The sequence below is a fragment of the Polaromonas sp. P1_E12 genome, assembly GCF_056405975.1.
This window is the reverse complement of record NZ_JBFUBB010000005.1, coordinates 1-12,629: the sequence shown is the minus strand read 5'-3', so window position 1 is coordinate 12,629 and position 12,629 is coordinate 1. Positions and strand designations below refer to the sequence as shown.

Annotated in this window: 9 protein-coding genes and 1 tRNA gene; all 10 read right to left on the bottom strand. The window is 58.3% G+C overall.

Going from position 1 to position 12,629, the window contains the following annotated elements:
• Positions 1 to 9: 9 nt before the first annotated feature.
• A complete protein-coding gene (rpoC, locus tag AC1D13_RS14750) occupies positions 10 to 4,230 on the bottom strand; it encodes a DNA-directed RNA polymerase subunit beta' (protein WP_457282629.1) in 4,221 nt (1,406 codons plus the stop codon).
• A 27-nt stretch (positions 4,231 to 4,257) separates the two neighbouring features.
• Positions 4,258 to 8,370: a DNA-directed RNA polymerase subunit beta gene (gene rpoB, locus AC1D13_RS14745; protein WP_457306669.1), complete on the bottom strand. Its 4,113-nt coding sequence runs from the start codon at positions 8,368 to 8,370 to the stop codon at positions 4,258 to 4,260.
• A gap of 341 nt (positions 8,371 to 8,711) precedes the next feature.
• On the bottom strand, positions 8,712 to 9,089 hold the full coding sequence (gene rplL, locus AC1D13_RS14740; protein ID WP_431094480.1) for a 50S ribosomal protein L7/L12: 378 nt from the start codon (positions 9,087 to 9,089) through the stop codon (positions 8,712 to 8,714).
• A gap of 29 nt (positions 9,090 to 9,118) precedes the next feature.
• On the bottom strand, positions 9,119 to 9,649 hold the full coding sequence (rplJ, locus tag AC1D13_RS14735; protein WP_457282627.1) for a 50S ribosomal protein L10: 531 nt from the start codon (positions 9,647 to 9,649) through the stop codon (positions 9,119 to 9,121).
• Between the two features lie 262 nt (positions 9,650 to 9,911).
• Positions 9,912 to 10,607: a 50S ribosomal protein L1 gene (gene rplA / locus AC1D13_RS14730; RefSeq protein WP_457282626.1), complete on the bottom strand. Its 696-nt coding sequence runs from the start codon at positions 10,605 to 10,607 to the stop codon at positions 9,912 to 9,914.
• Positions 10,604 to 11,038, bottom strand: a complete 435-nt coding sequence (rplK, locus tag AC1D13_RS14725) for a 50S ribosomal protein L11 (RefSeq protein WP_007871338.1) — start codon at positions 11,036 to 11,038, stop codon at positions 10,604 to 10,606. Before rplK ends, rplA begins: the two co-directional genes overlap by 4 nt.
• Before the next feature lie 140 nt (positions 11,039 to 11,178).
• Positions 11,179 to 11,706, bottom strand: coding sequence for a transcription termination/antitermination protein NusG (gene nusG, locus AC1D13_RS14720; protein WP_228778638.1), 528 nt, complete (start codon positions 11,704 to 11,706; stop codon positions 11,179 to 11,181).
• Positions 11,707 to 11,774: 68 nt separating this feature from the next.
• A complete protein-coding gene (gene secE, locus AC1D13_RS14715; protein WP_457282625.1) occupies positions 11,775 to 12,158 on the bottom strand; it encodes a preprotein translocase subunit SecE in 384 nt (127 codons plus the stop codon).
• Positions 12,159 to 12,290: 132 nt separating this feature from the next.
• Positions 12,291 to 12,366, bottom strand: a tRNA-Trp gene (locus AC1D13_RS14710).
• 17 nt (positions 12,367 to 12,383) lie between these two features.
• A partial coding sequence (locus tag AC1D13_RS14705) for an EF-Tu C-terminal domain-related protein (protein WP_477686924.1) occupies positions 12,384 to 12,629 on the bottom strand: 246 nt, incomplete at its 5' end.

Here is a 12,629-nt window from a genome sequence, read left to right as displayed (position 1 = left end):
CAGTCTGGCTTACTCGGAAGCCGCGCTGTCGCCACCCGCTTCGGCTGCGGCGGGCATGGCTTCGAGCTCGGCCGCTTCGGCTTCAGCGATGGCGCGGCGCTCTGCGTCGTCCATCTGGTCCTTGGCTTTGCGTGCCTCGTGGTAGGCCATGCCGGTACCGGCGGGAATCAGGCGGCCGACGATCACGTTTTCTTTCAGGCCACGCAACTCGTCGCGCTTGCCCATGATGGCAGCCTCGGTGAGCACGCGGGTGGTTTCCTGGAAGGAAGCCGCAGAAATGAACGAATCGGTCGACAGCGAAGCCTTGGTGATACCGAGCAACAAGTTGCTGAACGTTGCCGGAATCTTGCCGTCAGCGCGCAGGGCGTCGTTGGCATCCAGCATGGCAGAACGCTCGACCTGTTCACCAGCGATGTAGCTGGAGTCACCCACGTTTTCAACGACCACGCGGCGCAGCATCTGGCGAACAATCACTTCAATGTGCTTGTCGTTGATCTTCACGCCCTGCAGACGGTAAACGTCCTGCACTTCGTCGACGATGTAGCGTGCCAGCTCTTCCATACCCAGCAGGCGCAGGATGTCTTGCGGGTCGGCCGGGCCGTCCACAATCGACTCGCCCTTGTTGACCACCTGGCCTTCGTGCACCAGGATGTTCTTTTCCTTCGGAACCAGGTCTTCCCAGACCTTGCCTTCAGGATCAGTGATCTGCAAGCGGACCTTGCCTTTGGTTTCTTTACCGAAGGACACAGTACCGGTCATTTCAGCCAACGTGCCCTTGTCTTTCGGCGTACGGGCTTCGAAGAGCTCGGCAACACGCGGCAGACCGCCGGTAATGTCGCGGGTCTTCTGGCCTTCGATCGGGATGCGGGCCAGCACTTCGCCGGGGCCCACGTCCTGGCCGTCACGCACCTGGACCAGCGCACCCACCTGGAAGCCAATCGTCACCGAGTGATCGGTGCCGGGGATCTTGACTTCATGGCCGGAGGCGTCAATCAGCTTGACCTGCGGACGGATCACTTTCGTGGCGCCGCGGCGTTTCGGATCGATCACCACCAGGGTGGACAGACCCGTCACATCGTCAACCTGCTTGGCAACCGTCACGCCTTCTTCCACGTTCTCGAAGGCCACCTTGCCGGCGAACTCGGTAATGATGGGGCGCGTCAGCGGATCCCAGTTGGCCAGAATGGCGCCGGCCTTGATGGTCTGGTCGGCCTTGACGGTCAACGTGGCACCGTACGGCACCTTGTGGCGCTCACGCTCACGGCCGTGTTCATCATGGATGATGATCTCGCCGGAACGGGCGATCACGACCAGCTCGCCCTTGCTGTTGGTCACATAGCGCATCGGCGCATTGAAACCGATCACGCCGTTGGACTTGGCTTCGACGCTGGAGGCAATCGCTGCGCGCGATGCGGCGCCGCCGATGTGGAAGGTCCGCATCGTCAGCTGCGTGCCGGGCTCACCGATCGACTGCGCGGCGATGATACCGACGGCTTCGCCGATGTTGATGAGGCCGCCGCGACCCAGATCTCGGCCATAGCACTTGGCGCACAGACCGAAACGGGTTTCGCAGGTCAGTGCCGTGCGCACTTTCACTTCGTCCACGCCGGCTGCTTCGAGCTCTTCGATCAGGTCTTCGTCCAGCATGACCCCGGCCTTGGCCAGCACCGAGCGGTTTTCCGGGTGCAGGATGTCTTCGACCGCTGTGCGGCCGAGGATACGGTCGCGCAACGATTCGATGACTTCACCACCTTCGACGATGGCGCGCATGAGGGAACCCTCTTGCGTGCCGCAATCTTCTTCGGTGACCACCAGATCCTGAACCACGTCGCAAAGGCGGCGCGTCAGGTAGCCGGAGTTGGCCGTTTTCAGCGCCGTATCGGCCAGACCCTTACGGGCACCGTGGGTGGAGATGAAGTACTCCAGCACGTTCAGGCCTTCACGGAAGTTGGCGGTAATCGGCGTTTCGATGATGGAGCCGTCTGGCTTGGCCATCAAACCGCGCATACCGGCGACCTGGCGAATCTGCGCAGCGGAACCGCGGGCGCCGGAGTCGGCCATCATGTAGATGGAGTTGAAGGACTCCTGCTCGACTTCCTTGCCGTTGCGGTCCAGTACTTTTTCTTTCGAAAGCTGGGCCATCATCACCTTGGACACTTCGTCGCCGGACTTGCCCCAGATGTCGACCACCTTGTTGTAGCGCTCGCCGGACGTCACGAGACCCGAGACATACTGCTGCTCGATTTCTTTGACTTCCTTTTGTGCGCGCGCAATGATGGCGGGCTTTTCCTTGGGGATCAGCATGTCGTCGATGCAGATCGAGATGCCGGCTTTTGTCGCCAGGCGGAAGCCCGACTGCAGCAGCTTGTCGGCAAACACCACGGTCTCTTTCAATCCGCACTTGCGGAAAGACACGTTGATCAGCTTGGAGATTTCCTTTTTCTTCAACGCCTTGTTGATGTTGGAGAAAGGCAAACCTTTGGGCAGGATCTCGGACAGCAGTGCACGGCCGCCCGTGGTTTCCCACAGCTTGGTCGACGGCACAAATTCGCCGGTGGCCTTGTCTTTGGTGTACTCGGTCAGGCGCACGCTGATGCGGGCGTTCAGGTCAAGCTCACCCGCGTCAAATGCCCGGCGCACTTCGCCGGTGTCGGAGAACACCAGGCCTTCGCCCTTGCCGTTGGTACGGTCGCGGGTCGTGTAGTACAGGCCCAGCACAACGTCCTGCGAAGGAACGATGGACGGTTCGCCGTTGGCAGGGAACAGGATATTGTTCGAAGCCAGCATCAGGGTGCGGGCTTCCATCTGTGCTTCTACCGACAGTGGTACGTGGACAGCCATTTGGTCACCGTCGAAGTCGGCATTGAAGGCCGAACAGACGAGCGGATGCAGCTGGATGGCTTTGCCCTCGATCAGGATGGGTTCAAAGGCCTGAATGCCCAAACGGTGCAGCGTAGGCGCACGGTTCAGCATCACAGGGTGCTCTTTGATCACCTCTTCCAGGATGTCCCACACCACTGGCGTGCCGGATTCGACTTCCTTCTTGGCTGCCTTGATCGTCGTGGCGATGCCGCGCGACTCAAGCTGCGCAAAGATGAAGGGCTTGAACAGTTCCAGCGCCATGAGCTTGGGCAAGCCGCACTGGTGCAGCTTGAGTGTTGGGCCCACAGTAATAACAGAACGGCCGGAGTAGTCGACGCGTTTGCCCAGCAAATTCTGGCGGAAACGGCCTGACTTGCCCTTGATCATGTCGGCCAGAGACTTCAGTGCGCGCTTGTTGGCGCCCGTCATGGCCTTGCCGCGGCGTCCGTTGTCGAGCAACGAGTCCACAGCTTCCTGCAGCATGCGCTTTTCATTGCGGGCAATGATTTCAGGCGCCTTCAGCTCCAGCAAACGGCGCAGACGGCTGTTGCGGTTGATCACGCGGCGATACAGGTCGTTCAGGTCGGAGGTCGCAAAACGGCCGCCGTCCAGTGGCACCAGCGGACGCAGGTCCGGCGGCAGCACAGGCAGCACGTCGAGCACCATCCAGCCCGGTTTGATGCCGGACTTCTTGAACGCTTCCATCAATTTCAAGCGCTTGGCGTTCTTCTTGATCTTGATTTCGGAACCGGTCAGGTCGTTGCGCAGCTTCTCGATTTCAACGTCGAGATCCAGCCCTTCGAGCAGGTCCTTGATGCCTTCCGCGCCCATCTTGGCGGTGTATTCATCACCGTATTCCTTGCGCTTGGCGTCATAGTCGTCTTCCGACATGATGCTGAATTTCTTCAGCGGGGTCATGCCGGGGTCGGTGACTACATATGCTTCAAAGTACAGCACGCGTTCGATGTCTCGCAGCGTCATGTCGAGCACCAGGCCCAGGCGCGACGGCAGCGACTTCAGGAACCAGATGTGCGCGCACGGTGCGGCCAGATCGATGTGACCCATGCGCTCGCGGCGAACCTTGGTTTGTGTGACTTCAACGCCGCACTTTTCGCAGATGACACCGCGGTGTTTCAGGCGCTTGTACTTGCCGCACAGGCATTCGTAGTCCTTGATGGGGCCAAAGATCTTGGCGCAAAAAAGACCGTCGCGCTCTGGCTTGAAGGTACGGTAGTTGATGGTTTCAGGCTTCTTCACTTCGCCGAAAGACCACGAACGGATCTTCTCGGGCGAAGCCATGCCGATCTTGATGGCATCAAAATGCTCATCCGGCGTGAATTGCTTGAACAGGTCGAGTAATGATTTCATGAGTTAAATCCTTTTCTTTCCTGTTGATTAGCTGCGTTCGAGTTCGATGTCGATACCGAGCGAGCGGATTTCCTTGACCAGCACGTTGAACGACTCGGGCATGCCGGCCGTGATCGCGTGCTCGCCCTTGACGATACTTTCGTAGACCTTGGTACGGCCCTGCACGTCGTCCGACTTGACGGTGAGCATTTCCTGCAGCGTGTAGGCGGCGCCGTACGCTTCCAGCGCCCAGACCTCCATCTCGCCGAAACGCTGTCCGCCGAACTGCGCCTTGCCGCCCAGCGGCTGCTGGGTAACGAGCGAGTAAGGACCGGTCGACCGTGCATGCATCTTGTCGTCCACCAGGTGGTGAAGTTTCAGGAAGTGCATGTAGCCCACCGTGGTCGTGCGCTCGAACGCATCACCCGTACGGCCGTCATACAGCTGGGCCTGGGTACGCGTTGCCGTCAGGCCCTTGGCCTTGGCAATGTCGTCCGGATACGCCAGCTGGAGCATGCCCATGATCTCGGCCTCGGAAGCACCGTCAAACACGGGAGTGGCAAAAGGCACGCCAGTGGTGAGGTTGCCGGCCATCTCGATGATGTCGGTATCCGACAACTTCGCCAGGTCCTCTGCGCGGCCTGACTTGTTGTAGATCGTTTCCATGAACTTGCGGATTTCCTGCACCTTGGCTTCGGCTTGCAGCATGTCCCCGATGCGATGGCCCAGGCCCTTGGCGGCCCAGCCCAGATGCACCTCAAGCACCTGGCCCACGTTCATCCGTGAAGGCACGCCCAGCGGGTTCAGCACGATGTCGCACGGTGTGCCATCGGCCATGTGCGGCATGTCTTCGACCGGAACGATCTTGGACACGACACCCTTGTTGCCGTGACGGCCGGCCATCTTGTCGCCAGGCTGCAGGCGGCGCTTGACGGCCAGGTAAACCTTGACCATCTTGAGCACGCCCGCTGGCAACTCGTCGCCCTGCGTGAGTTTTTTGCGCTTTTCTTCGAAAGACAGGTCGAAGCTGTGGCGCGTCTGCTCCATCGAGTTCTTGACGCTTTCGAGCTGCGCAGCCACTTCGTCATCGGCAGGACGGATGTCAAACCAGTGGTACTTCTCGACATCGGCCAGATAGGCCTTGTCGATCTTGGTGCCCTTGGCCAGCTTCTTCGGGCCGCCGTTGGCAACCTTGCCTATCAGCAGTTTTTCGATACGGTCGAACGCGTCGGCCTCGACGATGCGCAACTGGTCGTTCAGGTCCAGGCGGAAGCGCTTGAGTTCGTCGTCAATGATCTGCTGGGCGCGCTTGTCACGCACGATGCCTTCACGGGTGAAGACCTGCACGTCGATCACGGTGCCTTGCGAGCCTTGGCTCACGCGCAGCGAAGTGTCTTTCACATCGCTGGCTTTTTCGCCGAAGATGGCGCGCAGCAGCTTTTCTTCCGGTGTCAGCGTGGTCTCGCCCTTGGGCGTGACCTTGCCGACCAGCGTGTCGCCCGGCTGGACTTCAGCGCCGACATAAATGATGCCGGACTCGTCTAGGCGGTTCAGCTGTTGCTCGGACAGATTGGGAATGTCGCGCGTGATTTCTTCGGCACCCAGCTTGGTGTCACGGGCCATCACGACGAGTTCTTCGATGTGAATCGAGGTGTAGCGGTCTTCGGCCACTACGCGCTCGGAGATCAGGATCGAATCCTCGAAGTTGTAGCCGTTCCATGGCATGAACGCGATCAGCATGTTCTGGCCAATGGCGATTTCCCCCAGGTCAGTCGATGCACCGTCGGCAATCACGTCACCCTTGGCCAGCTTGTCGCCGATCTTGACGATAGGACGCTGGTGGATGTTGGTGTTCTGGTTGGAACGCTGGTACTTGATCAGGTTGTAGATGTCCACACCGACTTCGCCGGCGAGGGCTTCTGCGTCGTTGACGCGCACCACGATACGGGTTGCATCAACGTAGTCCACCACACCGCCGCGATTGGCAGTCACCACGGTGCCGGAGTCAACCGCAGCAACCCGCTCAATGCCCGTGCCGACCAGCGGCTTTTCAGGGCGCAGTACAGGCACGGCCTGACGGGACATGTTGGCGCCCATCAACGCGCGGTTGGCGTCATCATGCTCGAGGAACGGAACCAGGGAAGCCGCCACCGAGACGATCTGTGCAGGAGACACGTCCATGTACTGGACGCGTTCTGCGCCCACCAGTACGGACTCACCGTTTTCCCGGGCAGACACGAGGTCACCGGTCAGCTTGCCGGCATCGTCCAGAGCCGCGTTGGCCTGGGCGATGACGTATTTGCCTTCTTCGATGGCCGACAGGTAGTCGATCTGGTCGGTGATTTTGGCGTCCACCACACGGCGATACGGGGTTTCAATGAAACCGTATTCGTTGAGGCGGGCATACAAGGCCAGCGAGTTGATCAGACCGATGTTCGGACCTTCAGGCGTTTCAATCGGGCAGACGCGTCCGTAATGGGTCACGTGCACGTCGCGCACTTCAAAACCGGCGCGTTCGCGGGTCAAACCGCCCGGGCCAAGAGCCGATACACGGCGCTTGTGGGTGATTTCGGCCAGCGGGTTGGTCTGGTCCATGAACTGCGAGAGTTGCGATGCACCGAAGAACTCTTTCAGCGCAGCCGAAATCGGTTTGCTGTTGATGAGATCGTGCGGCATCAGCGGCTCTTGCTCGGCCTGGCCGAGACGCTCTTTCACGGCCTTTTCGATACGTGCCAGACCGGTACGGTACTGGTTTTCAGCGAGTTCGCCGACACAACGCACGCGGCGATTGCCGAGGTGGTCAATATCATCGACTTCACCGTTGCCGTTGCGCAGGTCCACCAGGATCTTGACGACAGCGAGGATGTCCTCGTTGGTCATGACCATGGGGCCAGTGGACGAATCACGGCCCACGCGGGCATTGAACTTCATGCGGCCGACCTTGGACAGATCGTAGGTATCCGGGTTGTAGAACAAGCGCTGGAACAGGGCCTGCACGGCATCTTCGGTGGGTGGCTCGCCGGGGCGCATCATGCGGTAGATGGCAACGCGCGCAGCAAACTCGTCTGCGGTTTCGTCGGAGCGCAAAGTCTGGGAAATGTACGAACCCTGGTCGAGTTCATTGGTATACAAAACCTGCAGGTCCTGCACGCCGGCAACGCGCAACTTCTTCAGCAGCACTTCGCTCAGTTCATCATTGGCCTTGGCGATGATTTCACCGGTCTCAGCATCAACGATGTTCTTGGCGACCACACGGCCGATCAGGAAATCTTCGGGAACGCTGATCGTCGTGGTGCCGCTTTGCTCCAGCTCGCGGGTATGGCGAACCGTGATGCGCTTGTCTTTCGCGACCACGACCTTGCCGTTTTTGTCGGTAATGTCGAAACGGGCCACTTCACCGCGCATGCGCTCGGCCACGAATTCCATCTGTGCACCGCTATCCATCAGGCGGAAATTGTCGAACACAAAGAAATTGGCCAGGATGGATTCCGGGTTCAGGCCAATGGCCTTAAGCAGAATCGTGACAGGCATCTTGCGACGACGGTCAACCCGGAAGTACAGGATGTCTTTGGGGTCGAACTCGAAGTCGAGCCACGAACCGCGGTAGGGAATGATACGGGCCGAAAACAGGAGCTTGCCCGAGCTGTGGGTCTTGCCCTTGTCGTGTTCAAAAAACACGCCAGGCGACCGGTGCAACTGGGACACGATCACGCGTTCGGTCCCGTTGATCACAAAAGAGCCCTTGTCGGTCATGAGCGGCACTTCGCCCATGTAGACCTCTTGCTCTTTGACTTCCTTGACCACCTTGGACTGCGATGTGGAGGATTCGCGGTCATAAATGATCAGCTGCACCTTGGCACGTACGGCCGAGGCGAAAGTAAGGCCACGAGTCTGGCACTCGCGCACGTCAAATGCGGGTTTGGCCAGGTTGTACTCGATGAACTTCATCTCGACAAAACCATTGTGCGAGACGATGGGGAAGGCGTTTTCAAACGCTGCCTGCAGGCCTTCAACGGTCCGCTTTTGAGGCGCACGGTCGGCTTGCAGGAACGCTGTGTACGCGTCTTTCTGCATTTGCAGCAAATAGGGAACAGTCAACACGCTTTCGCGGTTGCCGAAGCTTTTGCGGATGCGTTTACGTTCGGTGTAGGAATAGGCCATGAGTTCTCCGCGTTGATGGGCTCTGGCGACTCTCGTGCCCGAATACACCACGTATTCAGGCAGCTTGGTGGTTGGCCACTACCAACCATGGCGGACGGTGACGCATTGCACGTCACCCGAACCAAGGCGTTTTCTGCAGTCGGGGTCAGAAAACACTGGAAAAAGGACTGGTATCAATCATTTTTCCAGTGTTTCTACAAAACACTGAACAGGCTGCAGGCCTGTCAGGGTTCGAAGAACACTGGAAAGCAGACGGTTAAGTCTGCTTTTCGGTGTGTTCCTTGAAACACGAAAGGCTGGAAGCCCGACTACGGTCTTCCAGCCTTCTCAAACACCAAGAATTACTTGAGTTCGACTTTCGCGCCAGCTTCTTCGAGCTTCTTCTTCGCAGCTTCTGCGTCAGCCTTTGGAGCGCCTTCCTTGACGTTCTTCGGAGCGCCGTCAACCAGGTCCTTGGCCTCTTTGAGGCCCAGACCGGTGATTTCGCGAACGGCCTTGATGACCGACACCTTGTTGGCGCCAGCTTCGAGCAGCACGACATTGAAGTCGGTCTTCTCTTCAGCAGCTGCAGCAGCACCGCCGCCACCGCCAGCAGCGGGAGCAGCCATCGCAGCTGCGCTCACGCCAAATTTCTCTTCGATGGATTTCACCAGTTCGTTGAGTTCGAGGACCGTCATGCTATCCAGCGCGGTCAAAAATGCGTCTTTATCGAATGCCATTTTGAATTTCCTAAAAAGTTGGGTACAAATTACGCTGCTACAGCTTCAGCTGCTGCGGGGGCATCGGCTGCGCCGCCGCCCTTTTTGGCCGCCAGGGCGCCCAGCACAACGGCCGTACGCGACATAGGCGACATCAGCAAGCCACACAACTGGGCGAGCAACACTTCCTTGGAAGGAATGTTGGCCAGTTGCTTCACGCCGTTCACGTCCAGGGATTTACCGCCAAATGCACCACCGCGAATCACCAATTTGTCATTGGTTTTTGCGAAGTCAGCGACTACTTTTGCAGCAGCCACAGCATCTGTGGAAAAGCCATAGATCAGCGGGCCCGTCATCTGGTCGGACACGACTTCGAATGCACTGCCTGCCACGGCACGGCGAGCCAGGGTGTTCTTCAGAACACTCAGGTTCACGCCTTTGTCGCGGGCTTGGCTGCGCAGACGGGTCATGTCAGCGACCGTGATACCACGGTATTCCGCCATCACGAGCGTTTGAGCTTTAGCGGCGAGGCCAGTCACTTCATCAATGACGGCTTGTTTCTCACTGCGGTTGAGACTCAAGGTCTACTCCTTAAAAATGTGTGGTCAGCTTCCAGCGGCTTTCACCACCTTCAACCTTCAACACGCTCATGTTCAGCGACCAACTGTTTCAGATTCTTTGCAAAACCATCTGCAGCGGGACCGCCATCTGCGTTGGCTGTCTTTCGATTAAGCGGCAAGCCCAAAAAGCCTGCCACGCCAACGGTCTTTGATGACCTGCCGGAACGAACCCCGGCAGCCCACCACATTGGGCGCCCTTTGCGGGGCACCCAAATTTCTGCGATTACGCCGCGATGGTTTGCGTGTCGACGCGAACGCCCACACCCATCGTTGACGAAACCGCAACTTTCTTCAAATACACACCCTTGCTCGAAGCCGGCTTGGCTTTTTGCAACGCGTCGATCAGTGCAGCCAGATTGCCTTGCAACTTGGCGGTGTCGAACGAGCGGCGGCCAATCGTGCCGTGAACAATACCGGCCTTGTCGACACGGAACTGGACCTGGCCGGCTTTGGCATTCTTGACGGCTTGCGCCACGTCAGGCGTCACGGTGCCAACCTTGGGGTTGGGCATCAGGCCGCGGGGGCCGAGCACTTGGCCCAGCGTACCCACGATACGCATGGCATCAGGGGAAGCAATCACCACGTCGAAGTCCATCTTGCCTGCCTTGATTTCGGCAGCCAGATCGTCCATGCCGACGATGTCTGCGCCAGCGGCTTTGGCTTCTTCAGCCTTGGCACCCTGGGCGAACACGGCCACGCGCTTGGTCTTGCCGGTGCCGTTTGGCAGCACGACAGCACCGCGAACGACCTGGTCGGATTTCTTGGCATCGATGCCGAGCTGCACAGCCACGTCGATGGATTCATCGAACTTGGCGACAGCAAATTCCTTCACGAGGCCAAGGGCGTCGGAGATTGCGTACAGCTTGTTGCTGTCGATTTTGTCGCCAATGGTTTTTTGGCGTTTGGTCAGTTTGCTCATACAACACCCTCCACCGACACGCCCATGGAGCGGGCCGTGCCAGCAATCGTACGAACTGCAGCGTCGAGGTCAGCAGCCGTCATGTCTTTCATTTTGGTTTTGGCGATTTCTTCAAGCTGTGCGCGGGAAATCTTGCCGACCTTCACCGTGTGCGGCGTGGACGAACCCTTGTCGAGCTTGATGGCTTTTTTGATCAGGACGCCTGCCGGAGGCGTCTTGATGACGAAGGTAAAACTCTTGTCGGCAAATGCCGTGATCACCACAGGCAGTGGCAAGCCTGGCTCAACACCTTGGGTCTGCGCATTGAATGCCTTGCAGAATTCCATGATGTTCAGGCCACGCTGACCGAGCGCAGGGCCGATCGGGGGGGACGGGTTGGCCTTACCAGCTGGCACTTGCAGCTTGATGAAGCCGACGATTTTTTTCGCCATACTTTTCTCCTTGCGGGTCATAACGCCTGAACGCTGCCAAGGCAGGTCCGGGCTCCCCGGGGGTTACACAACTCAAAAACAATCCGCAAGGACCGTTTCGCGCCGAGTTGCAAGGCGCGAAATTATTTACCGAATCGAAATTACGTTTTTTCGATCTGGCTGAATTCCAGCTCTACCGGCGTTGCACGTCCGAAAATCGTGACTGAAACGCGAACCTTGTTTTTGTCGTAATTGACTTCTTCGACCGTACCGTTGAAGTCGGTGAAAGGACCATCCTTGACGCGGACGTATTCGCCCGTTTCAAACTCGACCTTGTGGCGCGGCTTCTCGGTGCCAACCTGCATCTGGCTGACGATCTTCTGAACGTCTTCCTCAGAGATCGGGGCCGGACGATTCTTGGCGCCACCGACAAAACCCGTCACCTTGTTGGTGTGTTTCACCAGATGCCAGGTCTCATCATCCATGACCATTTCAACCAGCACATAGCCCGGAAAAAATCGGCGCTCGGTCGTCTTCTTCTGACCGTTCTTGATCTCAACCACCTCTTCAGTGGGCACCAGGAAACGACCAAACTTGGACTGCATGCCCGCGCGGTTGATGCGCTCAACGATGTTGCGCTCGACCGCTTTTTCCATGCCGGAATAGGCATGGACGACATACCACTGCATGCCTGGGGTCGGCGTGAGAGACGTTCCCGCCGCCACTTCGCTGACTACCGTGCCGTTCAGATCGCTCATTATTTTTTCCATCCCAGGATCAGGTCGTAAAACACCCATTCGAGCGTTTTGTCCGTAAGCCACAAGAACAAGGCCATGATCACCACAAAACCGAATACATAGGCCGTCATCTGGATGGCTTCTTTACGAGCCGGCCAGACAACTTTCCGGACCTCGCGCCATGAGTCGCGCCCAAAAGCCACAAATTGCCTGCCCGACTCCGAAGTCATGAACACAGCAACCGCCGCCACCAAACCAGCAATCAAGGCACCCCACTGGGCTAATTGACCCTGCTTGGCAAAGAAATAGAAGCCCACCAGCGAGGCCAGCACCAGCGCGACAGCCACAGCCAACCTGGCCTTGTCGGCGTTGGTACTGACAGTTTCAACTTGAGAAGAGGCCATGGTCGCCGATTTCCTGTTCAATCTTCATGCGTCTCTGCAGACGCTTAAGCCCACCTGGAGTTTTTGACTCCTGGCGGGCTTGCTTTTTATCTTTTCAAACCACCCTCAGCATCGACACTCATCAAAGCCGGGTGGCAGGGGCAGTAGGAATCGAACCTACAACCTTCGGTTTTGGAGACCGACGCTCTGCCAATTGAGCTATACCCCTCCATCAAACCTTACAAATTACGCAATGATTTTGGCAACGACGCCGGCGCCGACGGTCTTGCCGCCTTCGCGGATGGCAAAGCGCAGGCCTTCTTCCATGGCGATCGGGTTGATCAGCTTGACGGTGATCGACACGTTATCGCCTGGCATGACCATTTCCTTGCCTTCTGGCAACTCGATCGCACCGGTCACGTCCGTCGTGCGGAAGTAGAACTGGGGGCGATAGTTGTTGAAGAATGGCGTGTGGCGGCCGCCTTCGTCCTT